The organism is Desulfobacula toluolica Tol2 (assembly GCF_000307105.1).
GTDB classification, from domain to species: domain Bacteria; phylum Desulfobacterota; class Desulfobacteria; order Desulfobacterales; family Desulfobacteraceae; genus Desulfobacula; species Desulfobacula toluolica.
Genome location: NC_018645.1, coordinates 4,320,729 through 4,341,153, shown reverse-complemented (window position 1 = coordinate 4,341,153; position 20,425 = coordinate 4,320,729). Strand labels below are relative to the sequence as shown.

The following is a 20,425-nucleotide window of genomic DNA, read 5'->3' as shown; positions in this document are numbered from 1 at the left end:
AAAAAAATAATGTTTGAACTTAAGGTAAAAACCCGTTTTGCCGGAGCCCATCAATTGACCATGGTGGGACAAAAATGTGAGAATCTGCATGGACATAACTGGCACATAGAAGTTTGTGTTAAAGGGGAAAAATTAAATTCCGCAGGTGTGCTTGCTGATTTTGGTGATATAAAAAAGGCTGTCCGACAGATTGTCAAAGGAGAGCTGGATCATAAATTTTTAAATGAACTGGAAATATTTGATGGCAAACAGCCGACATCCGAGCGTATTGCCGTTTATATTGCGCAAAGGGTTCAGTTTCTTTTGGATCAGAGCCTGGATAACGATGTAAAGGTTTCAAAAGTAATGGCCTGGGAATCGGATGATGCGTGTGCCACTTATTTTGCCGGATAGTATTGAAACAGTATGAGTCTCGAGTATTGAGATATGAGTATAAAAAAATATATGTTTTGGCATTTCTCAATACTCACACTCATTTTTCACGGCTTATTTCAATAATGTGTTTTGCCGGAATAATACCGGTTGCGGCCGCTGATACAATGTTTCCTGCTACGCCCGGCCCGTCACCTGCCACATACATTCCTTGAACGGCAGTTTCAAGATGGTTGTTTGTTTCCACCTGTGTGGCAAAAAATTTTATTTCAGGTGCATACAGCAGGGTTTCATCATTGGACACCCCGGGTATAACCAAGTTTAAGGATTCAAGGCCTTCGATCAGGTTGGTTAGAATCCTTTCGGTCAGCGCCATGGCAATATCACCGCAAACCACATTGGTCATGGTAGGTTCAATATACCCTTTTCTGACTCTGTTCCAGGTTGAGCGCCTTCCTCTCTTTAAATCTCCAAATCTTTGTAAAATAGGTTTTCCTCCACCGATAATGGTGGCCAGTTTCCCAATGGATTCACCATAGGCCTGGTTGTCGGTGACCGGCTCAGTTAAAATTACCTTTGAAAGAAAGGCAAAATTTGTGTTTGCTGATTTTTTATCTGAATAGGCATGACCGTTTACACAGACAAAATCCTGATAGTTTTCAAGGGAAATAAATCCGCCCTGGTTGGTGCAAAACGTCCGGGTCTGATCATCATAAGTATGGGTTTGAATGAAAAAAGTGGGATCGTAAATGACATTGCAAAGATCTTCCATGATCTCATTATGGACTTCGACACGGACCCCGACTTCTATTCCTCTCTGATTAAGATTTATTCCATATTTGCGGGCAAGCGATGCCATCCAGTTTGCCCCGATTCTTCCGGGTGCAAGAATAACATTGGGTGATAAATATTTATCTTTATCCGTTATGACTCCCTGTATATGCCCGTCTTTTTCAAGAATATCAATCACATTTTCTTGGGTTTTTATTTCAAGTCCTTTTGACTGAATATAAGTTGCCATTTCTGCAATAAAGCCGGGCAGATTATCAGAGCCCAAGTGCTTTTGTTTGATCAGCAAAAGATCTATTCCAAAACGTTTGGCCTGTTTTCTGATTTGTTTTGCTTTTTCCATGTTGGTGGGAAACACAGGGCCGTCCATTTTGAATTTTGTAAAAATTTTTTCTGTTTCATCAATCAGATCCTGGGCGGAACTCAACGCCATAAATTGGGTTAAATCCGTTTTCCCAAGCTTGGGTATAAAATTGAGTTTGCCGTCAGAATAAAGGCCAGCCCCGCCGATTCCGGATAAAATATTGCAAGGATCACAGTGAAGACATTTTTGAAGATTATGGTTTGGGCATTTTCTTTTTAAAGGGCTTTTGCCTTTTTCGATTAGCAATACATTTAAATGAGAATACTCTTTTAAGTAATATCCGGCAAAAAGTCCGGCAGGACCACCGCCCACGATAATCACATCATATGCCATATACCACCTGAATATTAAAAATTAGTCTATTTCTTTAATACTCCGGTTTTAGAACTATAACAAGTATGATTTCCATTTCAGGAGCTTTCCTTTTGGTTGCGACAGGTGCCGACATTTTTTCAGACCCGGCCTAAATGAAAAAAAAACAACGAAATAGTTGACTAAAAAGTTTCATAAAATTATTAGGAAGGGATAAAAAATATTTTTAATTTATAAATAGCTCAACCTGATGTATATTTGAACATCGTGACTCGTTTTTACACCATTTAATACAGCTAAAAATCAGTACAAAGTTAAATCAGTATTGAAATAATTGATATCAGAAAATGGGTTGAGATTTGATTGATCAAATTAGTCTTGATCTTTATTAAAGGCAGGTGAAATGGATTGTAAGCCCACCTATGAAGAATTGGAGCAGAAAGTTGCAACCCTTGAAAAAAGGCTTGGTCAAGCAGAGCTTGAAGTTAAGGCATTGAAAACCAGCGAGATTGAACAAACTGCAATACTTGCCAATATCCCTTTGTTTATGATCATTGTTGATCAGGAAAGGCGTGTGAAAAATGTAAGCAAGTCTATATTACAATTTACAGGCCGAAGACCTGAAGAGCATATCGGTGTCAGAGGAGGCGATGCACTTCGGTGTGTTCATCATCTTGATGACCCGAAAGGTTGTGGATTCGGTTCTTCGTGTTCTGACTGCACTGTTCGGAAAATAGTTCTGGATACACTGAATACAGGAAAATCTTATGTTAAAGTTGAAACACAATTGTCATTTTTTGATGATGTTCAGGCAAAAAGAAATTTACTTGTATCGACAACTTTATTGAAAACTTGGAATAAAAATGTGCTTATTTTTATTGAAGATATAACAGAACGTAAAACAGCTGAAAATTTATTGAGGGAAAAAAAGGATTTTTTGAATACCCTTCTTGAAACAATTACCAATCCAATTTTTTACAAAGATACAAATGGAAAGTATGTTGGTTGTAACAGGGCGTTTGAGAAGTTCATAGGAAAATCCAGGTCTCAAATTATCGGCAAGTCAGTTTACGATATAGGGCCCAGGGAAATTGCCGACATTTACTATGAGAAAGATAGAGAACTGTTCAATAAACCGGGCAAACAGCGCTATGAATGGAAAATAAAAAGAAACGATGGAGAATTAAGAGAAGTTATTTTTGACAAAGCTACCCTTCATGATACCACTGGTAATATTACCGGTCTGGTCGGTGTCATCTCGGACATTACCGACCGGAAACATTCGGAAGATCTTGTGCGGGATCTTTCGCAAAGGTTGATACAGGCCCAGGATCTTGAGAGGAAGATGATTTCCTGTGAATTGCATGACAGCATTGCTCAGAATCTTTCCGCATTGAAATTATACTGTAAAAAGCTGTTTGAAAATCAATCATTTCCTGAATCAGATATCAAGGGTTTGCCGGAAGATGTTTCCTCGCTATTAGATCAGACCATTACCACGGTCAGAGACCTGGCTTATCATTTAAGCCCGCTCAGCCTGGATCATCTGGGTCTTGTTCCTGCCCTTGAAGTTTTTTGTGAGGAATTTGCTGAAAAAAACGGTATCACGATTGACTTTCAAGCTGCTGGTATTCAGAGGTTAATACTAAATTCCGATACTCAAATCAATTTATACCGCCTGGTGACGGAAGGACTGAATAATATCCGGAAACATGCTTCCGCCTCTAAAGCTGTCATAAGGCTTGTCGGGGCATGTCCGAATATCATTCTTAGAATTGGAGATAATGGCAAAGGGTTTGATGTAAAAGAGCAGGAACGTTCAATAGTTAATGAAAAGCGAATGGGTCTTAGAAGCATGAAAGAAAGGGTTAACCTGCTTCAGGGAAGGATGTCAATTAATTCGCAGTTAAACAAGGGGACTGAAATAGTCATCAAGCTGCCGTTAAAGGAGAAATAATAATGGATCGAAAAAAGCGTATTTTAATCATTGATGATCACCCTCTTTTCAGAGAAGGAATTAAAGCCATCATAAAGAACGACAGCCGGTATGATGTGATCGGTGAAGCAGGAACCGGAAACCGGGGTCTTGAATTAACAGGAGAACTCAGACCGGACCTTGCTTTAGTTGATGTTTCTCTTCCGGATATAAGCGGTTTTGATCTTGTCCGTGATATTTTGAAATATTCTCCAGATATGCGAATTCTGGTATTGAGTATGCATTCCAAGGTGGATTATATCGTAAAAGCTTTTCAGGCTGGTGCCAGTGGCTATCTGACGAAAGAATGTGCAGCAGATATGCTGATTAATGGAATTGAGCATACCTTAAAAGGCGATTACTTTATGGACACTTCAGTATCTCAGCAGGTGGTTAAAAAACTGGCTGAATTACCGGACAAAAAGCCTGTTGCAGCTGTTAAAGGCTATGATGCGTTAACTTCCAGAGAACAGGAAATCATGGTACTTGTGACCAGTGGATTTTCTTCCCAAAAAATTGCAGACAAATTGTTTATCAGCCCTAAAACAGTTCAGAACCACCGTTCTAAAATAATGCGCAAATTAAATGTCAGCAATGTGTTGGACCTGACCAGGCATGCAGCCAAATTAGGTCTGGTTGATCTGGATCTTTGGAGAAAATAATAAAGTATTTTCCATTATTTTGTTGAAAATATCCTTTGTCTTTACTGGGAAATCATCCCAACCATGCAATTTTCCCCGGTTAAAATAGGTACTTTTACCTATTTACAATAAAAAATAACTTCAGTAATGAATGTCATATCAATAAAATATATTTGCTGGTTTTGATTCTTAGGAATCAGGCGATTTTCTGATCTAATGACAAATTGAGAAATAAAAATGGTTAATGATAAAAAAAATCCTGACAGAGGATATCCGGATTTAACAAAATTTATTCGAAGTATTCAGCGCGTTGAAGGAAAACCGGATTGCTTTGCCCGGCGTGCTTTTGATTGTAATATTACAGATTGCCAATGGCAAAGCTATTGCCTTGAAGAACTAAAAAAAATAAAGGGAAAAAAGTAATGAGCATTAAAAAACAGTATCTTAAAAGCAAGCCTGTTTGCAAGGTGACCTTTCGGGTTCAAAAAGAAGCCAATAACGGGGCGAAAAAAATACATGTGGTTGGAGAATTTAATGACTGGAACAAAGATACAATTCCGATGAAATCCTATAAAAACGGTTCATTTTCAGCAACCATTGCTCTTGATTTGAACAGAGAATATCAATTCAGATATCTTATAGACGGTGTGAGTTGGAAAAATGATTTGGAGGCAGATACCTATGTCCACTGTTCCTACGGGAATTGTGAAAATTCAGTTATTATCACTTAGGACTGCGGATTTGATTGATTTTTGAAATAGGATGTTGAGTGGTTCTGGGTGTTATATAAAATTTTATTGCAGGCTTTTCAGCAGATTTCGGGCACAATTGATAAACCATCATACAAAAGAGAGTCCTAATGAGAGATAAAAAAAAAGATCCTTTAGACATTGAATCAATTATGAATACCTGGGCACAGCCCATGGGCGATATCATGGGAGCCATGTCGCAAATATGGTCTGCTTGTCAGACAGCTCGTCAATCCGGGCAACAGGACGAAAAAAAATCAGGCAACTATACAATGGATAACATTAACATAGCGTTAAAAAACTGGCACACCATAGTGTTGGCAATTGCAACACCGGAATCCATGGCCTCTTTTTTTAAGGGATGCAGTACCATGCCGGACATGTTGACCAAGTTTAATCAGTCGGTTTTGGGCAGCCTTGCTGAGTTTCAAAAAAAAATGAGCCAAAGTGCGAATAGGTTTGGTGAGTCCGTAGATGCCTACCGCTTTGAAAAAATAGATGAAAATGTTTTTCATGTCTGGACTGAATTATATGAAAAAGAATTTCAAAAGTTTTTTTATATTCCCCCGTTAGGATTGACAAGGGAATACCAGGAAAGAATCAATCATATGATGGATAAATTTCATTTGTTTCAGGCAAATCAGGCAGAATTTATGAGGCTTCTTTGTCTTCCCTTTCAACGTTCCATGGGAGTGATGCAGGAGAAAATAGCCGCCTTGGCTAAAATAGGCGAACTTCCGGCTGATTCAAATGATTACTACCAGATGTGGATCAAAATTCTTGAAGGGCATTTTATGACCTTGTTCCAAACACCTGAGTATATTAAAGCTTTAACAAAAACAATAAGCTCTTTGACCAATTTTTCAGAGGCGAAAAATGCAGTTATTGAAGATATGATTAAAGGGTTGCCCATCGCCAATCAATCGGAAATAGACGATTTGTCCAGGGAAGTGTATGAATTAAAAAGACGTATCAGAAGGCTTGAAAAATCCAATTAAACAACGCTGTCAATCTTTTAATGAACAGTAAGGATCTCAAATTTTATAGCTTGAACAAAATTGTTTGTATTTTTGCCCATCTTCTTTTTTTTTGTGGGTAAATCAGGGCGAAAGATCCAGTCTGGTCTGGCCGTAGAAGTTATTTTGTTTGTGATATTAAAAAATCGTCAGGAGGTTAAAGTTGAAAAAATTTAAGGTGCCGGTTGATCTTATCATGTCAAAAATGGCTGATGATGTGGAAAAGGTTCAAAACCGTGCCCAAAAAGCTTCGGAAGTCCTGTTGGATTGTCTGGAAACAAAGCTTGCTCAAACGCCTTATGAAGTTGTGTATCAGGAGGACCGTGTCAAATTAAAACATTATCGTGCAACAAAAAAATCAAATTGTAAAACTCCTCTGCTGATTGTTTATGCATTGATCAACAGGGAAACCATGCTGGATCTGCAACCGGGACGCAGTGTGGTGGAAAGGTTTTTGGACCAGGGTATTGATTTGTATATGATTGACTGGGGATATCCAAAAAGAAAAGACCGTTTTCTAGGGTTTGATGATCATGTTAACGGATATATGGATAACATTGTTGATTTTATATGTAAGAAAAATAAAGTCAAAAAGATCAATCTCATGGGAATCTGCATGGGTGGCACTTTTTGCGTTATGTATGCCGCACTGTATCCGGAAAAGATTAAAAATCTTGTCACAACGGTTACCCCTACCAATTTTGACACCCAAAAAGGACTGTTACATATCTGGATGAAACATATGGATGTTGATGCTGTGGTGAATGCCTATGGCAATTTTTCTGCTGACATCATGAATTTTGGATTTCTTTTGATGAATCCTGCCCGGTTAATGATTGATAAATATGTCGGGTTTCTAGAGCATATGGATCAAAAGGAGTTTGTTGAAAATTTTGTCCGGATGGAAAAATGGATTTTCGACAGTCCTGACGTGCCTGGTGAGGTTTTCAGGGAATTTGTCAAAGAATGTTACCAGAAGAACAAACTGATCCAAAGCAAACTTGAAGTTGGAGGTAAGCGAGTGGACTTGAAAAATATAACCATGCCGCTACTCAATATTTACGGGAAGTACGATCATCTGGTGCCTCCAGAGGCCTGCAATCAACTCACCAGGCATGTCGGCAGTAAAGATACCAAGGATATCTGTCTTGATACAGGACACATTGGGATTTATGTCAGTTCAAAATGCCAGGAAGCCTTTGCACCCGGGGTAGGCACCTGGCTCAAAGAAAGAGACAAGACAACAAAGAAAGCTCAAACAAAACCAAGGATAAATAATAGCAAAATGGAAAGCTTAAAAAATTCCCTGACGATAAACAGCGCTTCTGATATGAAGTATACAGAACAGGCATCATAGAGGAGAGAATTATGCCCAAGAGAAAAGATTATTTTGATACTTTTTGTAAACTAAGCAAAACATTCGGTACTGCGGCAACCCAGTCTACACTGCTTAATCTGATAGTCGAGAGCGCTGTTGAAACCATGGATGGCAAGGCAGCTTGTCTTTTTCTGCGTGATGTTGGTAATGAATATTTCATACCCAAATCCCAGATTGGTTTGTCTGAAACGTATCTGCATGCAAGTCCCAGGGAATCTGCCGGTATCGTCAATGTATTGGAGAAAAAAGGTTATATTGTTTTTGAAAACGCTGCAACTGATGAGCGTCTTGAAAATCATAAAGCAAAAAAAAACGAGGGAATTGCCTCTATTTTAACAGTTCCTGTGCGTGTATCCAATGTCACCCAGGGTGTGCTGTCTCTTTATACGGCAACCCGACGAAAATTTGATAAAAGCGAGATTGATTTTTTATGTGCCTTGGCTGATCAGGGCGGCATTGCTGTTCATACAAACAATTTAATCAATAGACTCAGAAACAATGCCATGTTTTTCCTGGAACTGGCTTCCAGTATCAATTCAAGTCTGGATATTCAAGAAATTCTGGGAAGTTTGACGGTAAATATTTGTGACACCTTGGGGATGAAAGGCGTGACCATTGGGCTTCTGGATGAAGATACAAACTCTATCCAGCTGGTTGCAAGCCATGGGTTAAGTGATGAATTTTTTGAAATATTAGGGGTTATCAATAATGAAACCGCTTCCCGGGCACTTAAGGGAGAAACTATTATTGTCAGTGATACCGAGGCTGACAAACGAATTGAATTTAAAAAGGAAATGAAAAAAGAAGGTATTAAATCCATGATTGTGACCCCGATCCTTGCAAGGGATAAGGTGATTGGGGTGATGCGTCTTTACAGTGCCGATTATACCGGATTTCCTTCTGATGTTTTGGTCATGATCGAAGCATTGGCACACCAGGGCGGTCTTGCCATCCAAAACGCTTCCATGTACCTGAAACTCAAGGAAGAAAAAATCAATTTGGAAAAAGACATATGGAGCCATAGAGCATGGTTTTAATTCGGAATCTTATATGGGATATTTTCCCGGCCATGAGATTTTCCCGGTAAAAAAAGAGTTTTTCTGCCTATTTACAATTGAACTTAAAATTTGTTAGGTTACTAAATTAAAATATTGGTTCATTTCCTGCAACAATTGAGTTTAATATGAATAAAGTCTATCAATATTGAATATCGCACGGATACAGTGTTCTGGAAAAAGTATAGAATCAGCCACTTGAATTCACACTTTTTGAGATGCAGGTTAAACTTAGAAACGGAAAATATTTGGAAAGCTGTTTGGGGATTTCGATTTGGACATTGGGTTATCCCTTTTTTATCTGGGTAGGAGAAACTTTTATGGAAAGAAACAGACGTTTTGAAGTCCGTAAAAATATAAATATACCCATTCTTTATGCAAAAGCTCTTGACGATTCGTATCATAAAGCCGTGCTGTATAATATTAGTATGAATGGGATGAATTTTGTATCAGATAAGATGTTTTTAAACGGGGAGTATTTTTTTATCAAAATCAAGGATTCTTCTCCCGGTTTTGAATCACTTAAACCCTATGACGCTTGTACTGCCCAGGTAATATGGTGTGTCAAAACAGATGCAGATTTCAGTTACAAGGTTGGTGTGAAAAGGATTGGTAAGGCAAAAATAGTTAAAAAAGAAGCTGTTGAAAAATCTCATCTTTGTTGTGAATTGTGTGCGAATTCCTCGACACAAGAGATCGTAAAAACCGATGAATCTTTGTGTCTGTGCCTGAATTGTTTTACCTTTGTTTCAAAATTGCCATGCAAAGCCTTAAAAAAAACTCTTAACAGATTTATGATCGGAAATGTTATCTGAATAACTGTCATGGCAGACCTGTTATTTTATATGGGTTTGCCCACAACAAAGAATGAAAGTCACTGTTAAAATTTTTGAAGACTTGTATATGAACTGCCATTACAGACGTGGTCTTTTGTTAAGAATTGCCATAATAAAAAATGGAAGTCATGATTGGGGTTGGCAGGATTTTTATACAATTCAATAGTTTATATTATATGAAACAGAAAATGAACATTTAAATTTAAGGAGGAAAGCAAGTGATTTATTACACAAAAATGGAAAGCCAGGATCATGGTTTGCTTGTGTTTAAAGTTATTGGTGTAGAGTCACAACAGGAAGCTCAAAAGATCACTGCGGAAAATTGGGGAAAAACATTAATGGAGGGGCAGACACTGGAAGGCCCCCCAACTATTTGTCCTCTTTTCAGTGATTTAAAACAAAGAGAATATAAATAAATTACGAAATAGCAGATATTGTTGTTTGCTTTTTTTTGGTGGATACCGCTACGATAGAGTGGATAGTCGAGCAACCCATTCTATCGCGGCGGTTATGGCTTTATCGGCGATAAGAAAGACAATTTGTATTATTTGCAGATAAAAATTTTATTGGGTGTTGTACTCAAAAAACATGAACTGTTTTTCGTGATTTGAATAACACTTTCAATACCGGCTGCAAACTCATTTTTAAAGATAAATTTAGGTTCGACAGCAAATACCATTCCGGGTTTTAGTATATCCTTGTTCCCTTTGGATATAATGGGGCTTTCAACCAGTTCCATTCCGATACTGTGTCCAATAAAGTTTGATTTTATACCGGGCAGACCTAAGAATTGTTCCTCATACCCCAGATTTTTAGCGGATTTGATGGCTTTTTCAAAAATATCACCCATTGTAACACCCGGCTTCATTTGAGATAAAAGCGTGTAAAGAATTTCCAGGGCAGCCTTTGAAGCGTCCATAGCCTTTTGGTCCATGTCTCCCAAAACAAACATCCTGGTTTCATCCATATGATACCCATTCAATATGGTTCCAAAATCAATAAGAATAGGTTCATTTCTTTCTATGATTTTTGCTCCTGCTCCAAACGGATGGCTAATGGATGTTCCGATCCCGCAGCAGGGCGTATCCACAGCACCGGCAACCCCTCCGTTTTTACCGCTCAATAAGTGAAAGGGAAAACCTTCTGCACGGTAATGCCTTGTCAATAATGTGCCGGAATGCCCAAATTTCCGTGCAAATGTTTCATATATACCGCAAAATTCCATCTCTGAAATCCCAGGCCTGATGTTTTCTTGGATATAAGAAAAGGTTTTTTCAGATAGTTTGGCTGCGGTTTTCATTTGTTTGATTTCATGGTCAGATTTAATCTGTTTGCAGTCATTGACCACAGGGGTGCAATCAATAAAACAAGTGGATGTAAATAATTTTTGGTAAAAATAAAAATCCCTGACCGGGACAACATCAAAGGTAAGGCCGCATGTTTTGGGTAAATTTGAGTGGAGATTTATTATTTTTTCAGGGATATGAGTTATTGATGGAATTTGAAAGATATTTTTTGTGCAGCTTTCTTTTCTTGCTCTTGGTAAATATCTTTTGACAAAAAGAACCGGATCACGATCAATGTTGATATAAAGGTAGCAGTCTTGGGATGTCCCTGAAAAATAGCAAATATCAGGTTTGTGCGTTAAAAAAACAGCCTCAATATTATTATTTTCCATTTTTTGTTTCAGGGTGTGAATTCTATTTTTAATCTCATTTTCAGGTGTTTTTGCTAATTCTGTTGTCATGGTTTTTTAATGTTTTACCTCTATCTTTTTTTTTATATGAAAGTCTTCAAACATTTAAACAGTGACTTTCAATCTTTGTTGTGGACAAAACAAAGTGCAATAACAGTTTTGTCCATGGCAGTTGTTTGAATATGACTTTTGTGTTGTATTGTACACTTGAATGATAGGCTTTGGCAGAGCATCAACAAATGGTTCATGGGTTGTCTTTGTAAAAGTTTTTTTTGAGAGTTGAATTTTATCTGGTATGTTTGGATAAATTTTCATGAAATGTAAATACACGAAATATCATTGCTGTTCAATGAAAGAAGGTAAGAACTTTTATGGGCAGGCTTGGTATTTTACTTTGGTTTGCACACAATAAAGCATAAAAGTAGTTTTTTGAATTTTTGACGACTTTCATATAAAACGGCCATGGAAGCTTGATCTTTCATGACCGTTAGTCAAAAAAATATTGTTCAAACAAACAAAATGTCGCATTGTGCTGTGTGGGCGAACCCATCCTTTTTTTTTACCATCACATTTGCCGGTAAAATAAAAATATATCGTCAATTAAAATTGTTTGATTGGTATGATCGTGTTGCGGTTCTTTTTTATTTTTTCTTTAGGCGGATGGATGATTGCTTTTCCATCAACCACAATAATTTTGTTTTGGTTAAAACAGCTTGTTTCAAGGGTTATTTTATTTTTTTCAATATTGATTTCTTTGACTTCAACTCTGGCTGTGATGGTATCGCCGATTCGTACGGGAGCCAGAAACTTGAGTTGCTGTTCGCTGTAAATGCTGCCGGGTCCCGGAAGTTTTGTGCCGATTACGGTTGAAACAAAACCGCCAATAAATAGTCCATGTGCGATTCGCCCTTTGAAAAACGTGTTTTTAGCATACTCTTCATTAATATGGGCAGGATTCAAATCTCCTGTTATGCCTGCAAACAGATAAATATCAGATTCGGAAATCGTTTTGGTAAATTCATCCGAGTCTCCAATTTTTAATTGGTCGATGGTTTTGCCAATCATTGTCCTCTCCTTTTTGTTTCAGAATTAAATTAAATCTATGAATGCGGCCTCAAGGTCGTTTCTTTAAGATCCTCTTTTTATTTCTTACCGAGTGGGAAAAAACTGTATGATATTTTGGATTAATCTTCTTCTTTTTGTTTTTTCAGAGAATTGGAAAAAAAATTCATGGGATCCATATTCCTAAAAGTTTTTTCTGCCAGGGTGGAAAAATCCATCCCCATTTCCATGTATGCATTAATCTGGTCATCCATTTGTTTTCGATATCCCAGATAATTTTTAATGGTTGTTTCAAGGTATTTTTCGAAAAATTCATGAAGATGGCTTTCTCCGTATTGGATGACAAGGTGAAGCAGGGATACCGGCAGAATTGCATTGTCCTTTTTTGCTTTGTTCATGATGATCTGTGTCAGGACAATAGAAGTGACGTCATTGCCTGTGTTGACATCAACTACCTGGATTCTGAATCCTTTTTTAATGAGATCTGAAACATCTTCAAGAGTTATGTAAGTACTTTTTTTTGTGTTATACAACCGTCTGTTCGGATACTTTTTAATTGTTATGGTATCAGGCAATTGGCTTTCCTTGTTTTTTAGCATCATCTGCGGTTAATAAAACACAGTATGATGCTATGTTATATTGCAATATAAATTTTGTCAATATAAATTTTATAGATATTTAATAGTTTGTTTTTATTATATATTTTAAAGTAAATGTATAATAAAACAAAAATTGTGCAATGCACAATTTTTTTATTGACAAAAATATTTTAATTGATATATTTCAAATATTGAAATCATAAATTTGAGATCCGGTATTTCGTTTGTCGGATAACAATCAAATGATGTGTCTAAATTATTTACAAAAAAGGAGAATCATTATGGAAACAGCAAATATCGCAAAACAGATGATCGGGTTTCAGAAAAGCGTTTTTGATAACAGCTTTAACGCCATAGCAGTTGTTCAGGATCAAACGGAAACTATGATGAATAATTTTATGGGACAATTTCCCTGGGCCACAGAGGATGGGAAGAAACAGCTAAATGAAACCTACAACTATACTAAAAAGGCCAGGGATGAATTCAAAAAAGTGGTTGATCAAGGGTATAGCCAGTTCGAAAAATTGTTTGATCAAAAATAAACGCATTTTTAACCATCTTTTGGGGGGTAATTATGTATAGCAATAAAATGTTTACCCAGTTTGTTAAATGTCAGAAATCCTTGTTTGATAACTCTTTTGCCATGATGGCAACACTTCAGGATCAAGGGCATCAGATGATGGACAAGGTTTTTGAAAAAAGTCCGCTATCGCAGGGTGACAGTAAAAAAATGAGTTCCTATTGGGTTGATTTTCTCAAACAAAACAGGGAAAATTGCAAAGGATATGTTGACAACGGTTTTGATAAAATAATGGACTTATTGGCAGAGTTCGAACCTGTATCATCTGTAAATAGACCGTCAGAAAAGGCATCAGAAAAGGCATCGGAAAAGACGAGCAAAAAGTAAGAATAAAAGAGATGTCGGCTGAAATATTTTAGTCGGCATTTTTTTTATATGAAAGTCTTTAAAAATTCACACAGAGACTTTCAATCTTTGTTATGGGCAAATCAAGTTGAAATACCAAGGCTGCCCATGGCAGTTATATTGAAATTTACATGTATAAAAATATAATCGGTGGAATGGTCTTCTGTTTCTTGCGTTGACAATATTTTAAGGATGTAATCATGGAAAACTTGCCTAAAAAAAATGAATCAAATCCCAGCTTTTTTTTTGATCAGATGAATGCTGCGCAAAATTTATTCGCAGGATTAATAAAATATAATAACGAGTTTCTTATTCCATATCTGATTTCCACTGCTTACTTCAGCACAGCTGAATTATCAAGACTGGACAAAGACTCGCTTGGTGAACAGTGGGATGACTATGTCAGGCTTCTTAAATTTAATATGGATCTATTCGGCAGAAGCCTTTGCAGCAGCATGAGGGCTGTAGACGGCTTTATTAATAAAGAGCTGGAAAATTATTTTATCGCTTTTTGTAATTCATTGTCACAGAGTAAAGGAGAAAATCTATCGGATTTTTTTTCGCGACAATTCGACATGATTACAGGCGTGAGCAAAACCCTTCCAAAGGCCATAAGAGACATTGAACCGGAATTTGGTTTCCACTTTGAACGGCATCAAAATCTTTTGTTTGCAGAAACCGAACGTTTTTTGCTTTACAGAATTCAACCTACAGATAAAGATGTAAAAGTGGATGAAAAGGGAAAACCGATAATTATCATCCCTCCTTTTGTTTTGGGCAGCAATATATTAAGTTTTTTACCAGGAGAAAAAAAAAGTTATACCCATTGCTTTGCAAATCAGGGGATTCCCACATATATTCGCATAATGAAAGATATTCACACCACACCGTTTTGTCAGATCATGACCATGGAGGACGATGCCCTGGATACACGGTATTTTTGCGAAAAAGTCATGGAACTTCATGGTAAAAAGGTTACCCTGAACGGATATTGTCAGGGCGGTTTTTCCGCTGTTTGTAATATTCTTTCCAATGAGCTTGACAATGTCGTGGACGCATTAATCACCTGCGTTTCACCCATGGATGGTACACGAAGCAAGGGGTTGGGGGATTTTTTGAACAGCCTTCCCCCCCGTTTCAATGATTTGCTGTATGGAACAAAAACCTTGCCCAATGGAAATAAGGTTGCGGACGGTCAGCTAATGGGTTGGGTATACAAACTCAAAAGTGTTGAAGATCAGGCCCCTGTGGTATCATTTTTAAGAGATATGTTTATGGTGGCACAGATGGAAAAACAATCTCACAGCATCAGTAAAACCGCTGCAGCCATCAACTATTGGTTGCAAAATGAGCGTACGGATATTCCATTATCCATAACTCAGATGAGTTTTGCGTCTTACAATATTCCGGTCACTCCGGACGGCATTTTGCCTGTGAAAATATTTGACAGGGAATTGAATTTTAAAGGTATTAAAGAAAAAAAGATTCCCTGGCTGATTTGTTATGGCGAAGATGATGATCTGGTGGAAAAAGAGACGGCTCTTGCTCCCCTTGATTATATTGATGTAGAGACCACGCCTTTTCCCAAGGGGCATATTGCCATTGCCACTTCCTGGTCACATCCGGAATCCGACTATGCACTTCACACCCGGTTTGGCCCGAACAAGGAATACAGAGGCCCTGTCCGTTTTCAGCTGGATTTAAACCAATCCCTTGATAAGTTGATATCAACCGTAAATTCAGAATCTAAAATTGAACTAAAAAAAGAACCTGCGGGCCCTCCAATGGAAAAATCTGCAGAAAAATTGGCAGAAGCAGAAAAAGTATTGAAAAAACCAATAAAAGCGGACATAGAGAAAAAGATCAGTCAAAAAATAAAAACAACTGTCGGGGAAAAAAAAATGGTAAAGCCGGCACAAGAGGATTCTAAAAAAAAGACAAAAAAAGCATAGAGTCCATAATATTTGGACAAATACAATCAAACTCTCGGCCCTTCTGGACGGGAGTTTATTGTTATGGATATCAGCCCGGCCCGATAAGATGGAGTGCTGTGCTGTCCATCTTATCCCGGCAGGCTGCTAATGAATGCAGATCCCAATAAAATTATCCACAATATATACCTATATTGAGGTATGTTTATACAACAAGAATTCGGTTGGGTGTTTTTGTAAGATTCACTTAAATGCCCATGACCTTTTTTTTGTAAAGAGAAGAGTCCAAATGCTTGCTAAGAATTTGGTATATTGCTATAGACTGTGCTTTGACGTATTTAATTAAAATGAAATAAAAATATGGGATTGATAAAATTGGGAGATCAAAATAGATTTATTGTTATTGAAGGTTTGGATGGGGCTGGAAAGTCCACACAAATAAAATTATTAAAGAATTATTTCAATAAAAATGAAATCAAATATAAATATCTCCATTTTCCTCGCAGTGGAGAGGGTTACTATGGAGATTTGATTGCTAAATTTCTAAGAGGAGAATTCGGAAGTTTAGATTCTGTGGACCCTTATCTTGTTGCTTTGATTTATGCCGGTGATAGAGATGATGCAAAAAAAAAGATAACTGGTTGGTTGGAAAATAAATATTTTGTAATTGTGGATAGATATGTTTACTCAAACATTGCATTCCAGTGTGCGAAACTTGACGATGAATCAAAAAAAAATGAATTAGAACATTGGATTCTTGAATTTGAATATTTCTATAATAAAATACCAAAACCGGATTTGTCTGTATATTTACATGTTCCATTCTCTTTTGTTGAAACTGAATTAAAAAAAGTCAGGGTTGGAAAAGATAGGGTATATTTGAACGGTAAAAGCGATATACATGAAGCAAGCATCAATTTGCAAAAAAATGTTGAGCAAGAATATTTAAGGGTGGTAAATAAATACAATGATTTCGAAATGATAAATTGCTTGGATACTAATGGCTCAATTCTGTCCTCAGATGCTATTCATAATAAAATGATGTTGCTTGTTAAAAATAAAATAATGTTAAAATAATGAAGTCAGAAATATTTTTAAAATTGTATGAAATAAATTATATAAAGGCAAACAAATAGTTATGGGAGTGAATATCCAGAAAAAAATTTGTGTTATAGATGGCCAGGGGGGAGGCATTGGATCTGCAATTATTAAAAAACTCAAAGAACGGTTTGAAGAACGAATAGAGGTCTTTGCTCTGGGAACCAACGCCATTGCCACGGCCCAGATGCTGAAAGCAAGGGCAAACAAAGGGGCTTCCGGCAGTAATGCCATTGTTCAGACCGTAAGGAAAGCAGATGCTATTATCGGGCCTGTGGGAATTATCATGCCCCAGGCAATGATGGGCGAGGTAACCCCTGAGATGGCGGAAGCCATATGTTCTGCCGATGCTAAAAAAATTCTTCTGCCTCTGACCCAGGAAAACCTGGAAATTGTAGGGGTAAGCGGTCTGCCCCTGCCTCAACTGGTGGATGAATTGTTGGATAAACATTTATCTTTTTTATAAATGCCACGGGCAGACCTGGTATCATATCCTGGTTTGTCCACAACGAAAACTGAAAGTCACGATTAAATTTTTAAAGACTTTCATATAAAAAATATACAAGGAGTGATGGCGTTATGTGTGAAGCAAATGCATATTTACTTGGAAATGACGGCGAATCTGATGAAACATTGTTAATGGAAGCGGTTGACAAGATTGAGCCGGATGAAGATGGTATCCGCCTGGTTTCTATCTTTGGCGAACAAAAATTTATTAAAGGCCATGTTCATTCTTTGTCATTGGTGGACCACAAGGTTTATATTAAACAATAACTGCCGCTGGCAGACATGGTCTTTCGCTCAGATTTGACCACAACAAAACATGAAAGTCACTGTCTGGATTTTTGAAGACTTTCATATAAAAAGAGAATGGATATAAAATTAAGGTTGGTCAGTGAAAAATTTTTCAATGGCCAACCTTATTATTTTACTTCGCTTTTGAAACCCTGGCCCTCAGGGTCAGGATTTTTACCTTTGTGTTACAAGTTTCCGTTATTGTTTATCCGTCACCTGTTACCCATTACCATCCCAGTGTCAGATAATCGTGTATTGAGTTGGCTGCGGTCCGTCCCGCACCCATGGCAAGAATGACTGTTGCGGCTCCGGTTACAATGTCCCCTCCTGCCCAAACGCCTTTTTTTGATGTTTTCCCGGTTACAGGGTCACCTATGATATTACCCCATTTGTTCAAGGCAATATCAGGTGTGGAATTTGTCAGCAGAGGATTGGCATTTGAACCGACAGAGACAACCACAAGGTCGCAGTCAATCCTGAAGTTTGATCCTTCAACGGGTATAGGCCTTCTTCTTCCTGATGCATCCGGTTCTCCCAATTCCATTTTAAGGCATTCCATTCCGGTCAGACGCCCATTTTCATCTCCAAAAAACTCAGTGGGATTAGTCAGGAGAACAAATTCAATTTTTTCTTCTTCGGCATGGTGAAGCTCTTCTTCTCTTGCCGGCATTTCTTCTCTTGATCTTCTATATACAACTTTTACAGAGTCCGCCCCAAGACGCATGGCGGTTCTCGCAGAATCCATGGCCACATTGCCGGCACCCAGAACAACAACATTTTTTCCCCGGGCAGTGGGCGTGTCATATTCGGGAAAGAGATACCCTTTCATCAGGTTGGTCCGGGTCAGGTATTCATTTGCCGAATAAATACCAATGAGGTTTTCACCAGGCAGGTTCATGAATCTTGGCAGGCCTGCGCCCACACCAATATAGACTGCGTCATACCCTTCTTCAAACAGCTCATCAATGGTGACCGAAGCGCCTATCACGGTATTGCATTCAATGTTTGCGCCCATTTTTTCAAGGGTGGCCACTTCCGATGCAACAATTTCTTTTGGAAGCCTGAATTCAGGAATTCCATATACCAATACCCCGCCGGGTTTGTGAAACGCTTCAAAAATAGTGACATCATGGCCTTTGGTCAAAAGATCTCCGGCAACCGTCAGGCCGGAGGGGCCGGAACCAATAACCGCCACTTTTTTCCCTGTTTTTTGGGCAACAACAGGGGGGGCTCCGGTTCCGTTTTTACGTTCATGGTCGGCTGCAAATCTTTCAAGATATCCAATGGCAACAGGAGAACCTTTTTTACCTAAAATACACCTGCCCTCACATTGTTCTTCCTGGGGACAGACACGCCCGCACACAGCAGGAAGTGCATTGTTTTCCCATAATTTTTTTGCTGCGCCTGAAAAATTGTTTTCTGCAATTAATTGGATAAACTCGGGTATTTGAACGGAAACCGGACATCCTTCAACGCAGGCTGGATTTTTGCATTGAAGACATCTTGAGGCTTCGGCCATAGCCATTTCAGGGGTAAGTCCCAAGGGGACTTCTTCAAAATTTCGTCTTCTGATATCCGGGTCTTGTTCTGGCATTTTTGCCCGTGGAATTTTTATCTTTTTTGATTTTTTGTCTGCCATTTATTCCTCCATGTATACAACCGTGATGGTATGGTTTATTGCAGTTTGCATTTTTCATAGGCTTCCAGGCTTAACTTCTCATCCTCAAGGTAGGAAGCAAGGCGCTTGGCCAGTTCATCAAAGTTCACTTTGTGCCCGTCAAATTCAGGGCCGTCTACACAGGCAAATTTGGTCTCATTGCCCACTGTAACACGGCAGCAACCGCACATACCGGTTCCGTCCACCATGATTGGGTTAAGGCTGACAAGGGTTTTAATATTTTTTTCTTTGGTGATTAGGCTGCAAAATTTCATCATTGGGATGGGGCCAATGGCAACAACAAGGTCGATATCATTTTTTTCCAGAACATCTTTTAAAACGTCGGTCACAAAACCGTGATGGCCGTGTGATCCGTCATCGGTACAGATATTTAAAGTGGTGGATGCGGCTTTCATTTTTTCTTCCATAATCAACAGGTCATATGTTCTGGAACCCAATATGGTTGTTACTTCATTGCCGGCTTCTTTAAGTGCCCGGGTAATGGGATGCAGCACTGCAATTCCGGTTCCGCCGCCAACGCAGACGACTTTACCGACGTTTTCGATATGGGTGGGTTTTCCAAGGGGGCCGATCAGGGCATAGTATTCATCGCCAACCATTAACTCTTTAAACCGGGTCGTGGATTTTCCAATGACCATATAGATAATGGTGATAGTACCTTTTTCCGGATTTGTATCTGCCATGGTCAAAGGGATGCGTTCTCCTGTTTCATCCGCCTGAAGTATTACAAATTGTCCGGGTTTGGCTTTTCGTGATATGCGAGGCGCATCTATTTCATTTAGAATGATAGTGCCTTGAGCCATTTCCTCACGAGCCACAATTTTTCCCATTTCTTCCTCCTAATTTCAATGGATCTGTGTATGGATCTGTTCGGTGATTAATGTTTAAATGAAAAATTCAATTCAATTTATGTCTTGAATTTAAGGATTCTATAATACCCTAAAATATTCCATATAATCAAGCGAAAAGACACCTGGGCAATTGAAAGACAAGTGCGTCGGCCTTACAGCAGTGGGATAGCTGGAATGTGACTATGGGTTTGATTGTACTGTGTCCGGCAGATAAAATGATTTAAAATTTATAAAAATAAAGCCATGAAATTTTGGACTTGACTTAATCACATGAAAATAGTAGGAAATAATCCTATTGATTTA

Annotated in this window: 22 protein-coding genes; 16 read left to right on the top strand and 6 right to left on the bottom strand. The window is 38.2% G+C overall.

Annotated elements, in window-relative coordinates; translation table 11 throughout:
• The first annotated feature begins 9 nt into the window (after positions 1 to 9).
• A complete protein-coding gene (gene queD / locus TOL2_RS19735) occupies positions 10 to 393 on the top strand; it encodes a 6-carboxytetrahydropterin synthase QueD (protein ID WP_014959047.1) in 384 nt (127 codons plus the stop codon).
• Between the two features lie 79 nt (positions 394 to 472).
• Here queD and TOL2_RS19730 read toward each other — a convergent pair whose 3' ends face one another.
• Positions 473 to 1,858, bottom strand: a complete 1,386-nt coding sequence (locus TOL2_RS19730; RefSeq protein ID WP_041279640.1) for an NAD(P)/FAD-dependent oxidoreductase — start codon at positions 1,856 to 1,858, stop codon at positions 473 to 475.
• 382 nt (positions 1,859 to 2,240) lie between these two features.
• Here TOL2_RS19730 and TOL2_RS23850 point away from each other — a divergent pair, with 382 nt between their 5' ends.
• The 9 genes from TOL2_RS23850 (at position 2,241) to TOL2_RS19685 (ending at position 9,903) form a co-directional block, all read left to right on the top strand.
• Positions 2,241 to 3,794, top strand: a complete 1,554-nt coding sequence (locus tag TOL2_RS23850) for a PAS domain-containing sensor histidine kinase (RefSeq protein ID WP_014959045.1) — start codon at positions 2,241 to 2,243, stop codon at positions 3,792 to 3,794.
• 2 nt (positions 3,795 to 3,796) lie between these two features.
• Complete coding sequence (locus TOL2_RS19720) at positions 3,797 to 4,474, top strand: response regulator (RefSeq protein WP_014959044.1); 678 nt, start codon at positions 3,797 to 3,799, stop codon at positions 4,472 to 4,474.
• Between the two features lie 216 nt (positions 4,475 to 4,690).
• Positions 4,691 to 4,876, top strand: coding sequence for a hypothetical protein (locus tag TOL2_RS19715; RefSeq protein WP_041279639.1), 186 nt, complete (start codon positions 4,691 to 4,693; stop codon positions 4,874 to 4,876).
• Positions 4,876 to 5,184: an isoamylase early set domain-containing protein gene (locus TOL2_RS19710; protein ID WP_014959043.1), complete on the top strand. Its 309-nt coding sequence runs from the start codon at positions 4,876 to 4,878 to the stop codon at positions 5,182 to 5,184. Before TOL2_RS19715 ends, TOL2_RS19710 begins: the two co-directional genes overlap by 1 nt.
• A 128-nt stretch (positions 5,185 to 5,312) precedes the next feature.
• Complete coding sequence (locus TOL2_RS19705) at positions 5,313 to 6,200, top strand: poly(R)-hydroxyalkanoic acid synthase subunit PhaE (protein ID WP_014959042.1); 888 nt, start codon at positions 5,313 to 5,315, stop codon at positions 6,198 to 6,200.
• A gap of 181 nt (positions 6,201 to 6,381) precedes the next feature.
• Positions 6,382 to 7,575: a class III poly(R)-hydroxyalkanoic acid synthase subunit PhaC gene (gene phaC, locus TOL2_RS19700; RefSeq protein WP_014959041.1), complete on the top strand. Its 1,194-nt coding sequence runs from the start codon at positions 6,382 to 6,384 to the stop codon at positions 7,573 to 7,575.
• A gap of 11 nt (positions 7,576 to 7,586) precedes the next feature.
• Positions 7,587 to 8,633 carry a GAF domain-containing protein gene (locus TOL2_RS19695; RefSeq protein WP_014959040.1) on the top strand — a complete coding sequence of 349 codons (1,047 nt, stop codon included), beginning with the start codon at positions 7,587 to 7,589 and terminating at the stop codon, positions 8,631 to 8,633.
• Positions 8,634 to 8,971: 338 nt separating this feature from the next.
• Entirely contained in the window at positions 8,972 to 9,466 is a 495-nt protein-coding gene (locus TOL2_RS19690) for a PilZ domain-containing protein (RefSeq protein ID WP_014959039.1), read from the top strand.
• 239 nt (positions 9,467 to 9,705) lie between these two features.
• Positions 9,706 to 9,903, top strand: coding sequence for a hypothetical protein (locus TOL2_RS19685; RefSeq protein ID WP_014959038.1), 198 nt, complete (start codon positions 9,706 to 9,708; stop codon positions 9,901 to 9,903).
• Positions 9,904 to 10,031: 128 nt separating this feature from the next.
• Here the strand turns inward: TOL2_RS19685 and TOL2_RS19680 are convergent, their stop codons facing one another.
• From TOL2_RS19680 to TOL2_RS19670, 3 genes are all read right to left on the bottom strand, one after another.
• On the bottom strand, positions 10,032 to 11,234 hold the full coding sequence (locus TOL2_RS19680; RefSeq protein ID WP_014959037.1) for a M24 family metallopeptidase: 1,203 nt from the start codon (positions 11,232 to 11,234) through the stop codon (positions 10,032 to 10,034).
• A gap of 549 nt (positions 11,235 to 11,783) precedes the next feature.
• Positions 11,784 to 12,248: a MaoC family dehydratase gene (locus TOL2_RS19675; protein WP_014959036.1), complete on the bottom strand. Its 465-nt coding sequence runs from the start codon at positions 12,246 to 12,248 to the stop codon at positions 11,784 to 11,786.
• 119 nt (positions 12,249 to 12,367) lie between these two features.
• Positions 12,368 to 12,820, bottom strand: coding sequence for a polyhydroxyalkanoate synthesis repressor PhaR (locus TOL2_RS19670; RefSeq protein WP_014959035.1), 453 nt, complete (start codon positions 12,818 to 12,820; stop codon positions 12,368 to 12,370).
• 305 nt (positions 12,821 to 13,125) lie between these two features.
• Between TOL2_RS19670 and TOL2_RS19665 the strand changes: the two genes are divergently transcribed.
• The 6 genes from TOL2_RS19665 to TOL2_RS19640 all read left to right on the top strand — a co-directional run bounded on the left by TOL2_RS19665 (position 13,126) and on the right by TOL2_RS19640 (position 17,572).
• Positions 13,126 to 13,386, top strand: a complete 261-nt coding sequence (locus TOL2_RS19665; protein WP_014959034.1) for a hypothetical protein — start codon at positions 13,126 to 13,128, stop codon at positions 13,384 to 13,386.
• A gap of 32 nt (positions 13,387 to 13,418) precedes the next feature.
• Complete coding sequence (locus TOL2_RS19660) at positions 13,419 to 13,751, top strand: hypothetical protein (protein ID WP_014959033.1); 333 nt, start codon at positions 13,419 to 13,421, stop codon at positions 13,749 to 13,751.
• 218 nt (positions 13,752 to 13,969) lie between these two features.
• Positions 13,970 to 15,721: a metal transporter gene (locus tag TOL2_RS19655; RefSeq protein WP_014959032.1), complete on the top strand. Its 1,752-nt coding sequence runs from the start codon at positions 13,970 to 13,972 to the stop codon at positions 15,719 to 15,721.
• Positions 15,722 to 16,060: 339 nt separating this feature from the next.
• A complete protein-coding gene (gene tmk / locus TOL2_RS19650) occupies positions 16,061 to 16,777 on the top strand; it encodes a dTMP kinase (RefSeq protein WP_014959031.1) in 717 nt (238 codons plus the stop codon).
• Between the two features lie 61 nt (positions 16,778 to 16,838).
• Positions 16,839 to 17,264, top strand: a complete 426-nt coding sequence (locus TOL2_RS19645; protein ID WP_014959030.1) for a DUF3842 family protein — start codon at positions 16,839 to 16,841, stop codon at positions 17,262 to 17,264.
• A 113-nt stretch (positions 17,265 to 17,377) separates the two neighbouring features.
• Positions 17,378 to 17,572 carry a CooT family nickel-binding protein gene (locus TOL2_RS19640; protein ID WP_014959029.1) on the top strand — a complete coding sequence of 65 codons (195 nt, stop codon included), beginning with the start codon at positions 17,378 to 17,380 and terminating at the stop codon, positions 17,570 to 17,572.
• A gap of 247 nt (positions 17,573 to 17,819) precedes the next feature.
• Here TOL2_RS19640 and gltA read toward each other — a convergent pair whose 3' ends face one another.
• Both gltA and TOL2_RS19630 read right to left on the bottom strand, forming a co-directional pair.
• Positions 17,820 to 19,232: an NADPH-dependent glutamate synthase gene (gltA, locus tag TOL2_RS19635; protein WP_014959028.1), complete on the bottom strand. Its 1,413-nt coding sequence runs from the start codon at positions 19,230 to 19,232 to the stop codon at positions 17,820 to 17,822.
• 35 nt (positions 19,233 to 19,267) lie between these two features.
• A complete protein-coding gene (locus TOL2_RS19630; RefSeq protein ID WP_014959027.1) occupies positions 19,268 to 20,101 on the bottom strand; it encodes a sulfide/dihydroorotate dehydrogenase-like FAD/NAD-binding protein in 834 nt (277 codons plus the stop codon).
• Positions 20,102 to 20,425: the final 324 nt, after the last annotated feature.

Excerpts from the sequence above, each read along its gene's own strand:
- queD (WP_014959047.1), top strand. The coding sequence starts at position 10 with ATGTTTGAACTTAAGGTAAAAACCCGTTTTGCCGGAGCCCATCAATTG.
- TOL2_RS19730 (WP_041279640.1), bottom strand. The coding sequence starts at position 1,858 with ATGGCATATGATGTGATTATCGTGGGCGGTGGTCCTGCCGGACTTTTT.
- TOL2_RS23850 (WP_014959045.1), top strand. The coding sequence starts at position 2,241 with ATGGATTGTAAGCCCACCTATGAAGAATTGGAGCAGAAAGTTGCAACC.
- TOL2_RS19720 (WP_014959044.1), top strand. The coding sequence starts at position 3,797 with ATGGATCGAAAAAAGCGTATTTTAATCATTGATGATCACCCTCTTTTC.
- TOL2_RS19715 (WP_041279639.1), top strand. The coding sequence starts at position 4,691 with ATGGTTAATGATAAAAAAAATCCTGACAGAGGATATCCGGATTTAACA.
- TOL2_RS19710 (WP_014959043.1), top strand. The coding sequence starts at position 4,876 with ATGAGCATTAAAAAACAGTATCTTAAAAGCAAGCCTGTTTGCAAGGTG.
- TOL2_RS19705 (WP_014959042.1), top strand. The coding sequence starts at position 5,313 with ATGAGAGATAAAAAAAAAGATCCTTTAGACATTGAATCAATTATGAAT.
- TOL2_RS19695 (WP_014959040.1), top strand. The coding sequence starts at position 7,587 with ATGCCCAAGAGAAAAGATTATTTTGATACTTTTTGTAAACTAAGCAAA.
- TOL2_RS19690 (WP_014959039.1), top strand. The coding sequence starts at position 8,972 with ATGGAAAGAAACAGACGTTTTGAAGTCCGTAAAAATATAAATATACCC.
- TOL2_RS19680 (WP_014959037.1), bottom strand. The coding sequence starts at position 11,234 with ATGACAACAGAATTAGCAAAAACACCTGAAAATGAGATTAAAAATAGA.
- TOL2_RS19675 (WP_014959036.1), bottom strand. The coding sequence starts at position 12,248 with ATGATTGGCAAAACCATCGACCAATTAAAAATTGGAGACTCGGATGAA.
- TOL2_RS19665 (WP_014959034.1), top strand. The coding sequence starts at position 13,126 with ATGGAAACAGCAAATATCGCAAAACAGATGATCGGGTTTCAGAAAAGC.
- TOL2_RS19660 (WP_014959033.1), top strand. The coding sequence starts at position 13,419 with ATGTATAGCAATAAAATGTTTACCCAGTTTGTTAAATGTCAGAAATCC.
- TOL2_RS19655 (WP_014959032.1), top strand. The coding sequence starts at position 13,970 with ATGGAAAACTTGCCTAAAAAAAATGAATCAAATCCCAGCTTTTTTTTT.
- tmk (WP_014959031.1), top strand. The coding sequence starts at position 16,061 with ATGGGATTGATAAAATTGGGAGATCAAAATAGATTTATTGTTATTGAA.
- TOL2_RS19645 (WP_014959030.1), top strand. The coding sequence starts at position 16,839 with ATGGGAGTGAATATCCAGAAAAAAATTTGTGTTATAGATGGCCAGGGG.
- TOL2_RS19640 (WP_014959029.1), top strand. The coding sequence starts at position 17,378 with ATGTGTGAAGCAAATGCATATTTACTTGGAAATGACGGCGAATCTGAT.
- gltA (WP_014959028.1), bottom strand. The coding sequence starts at position 19,232 with ATGGCAGACAAAAAATCAAAAAAGATAAAAATTCCACGGGCAAAAATG.
- TOL2_RS19630 (WP_014959027.1), bottom strand. The coding sequence starts at position 20,101 with ATGGGAAAAATTGTGGCTCGTGAGGAAATGGCTCAAGGCACTATCATT.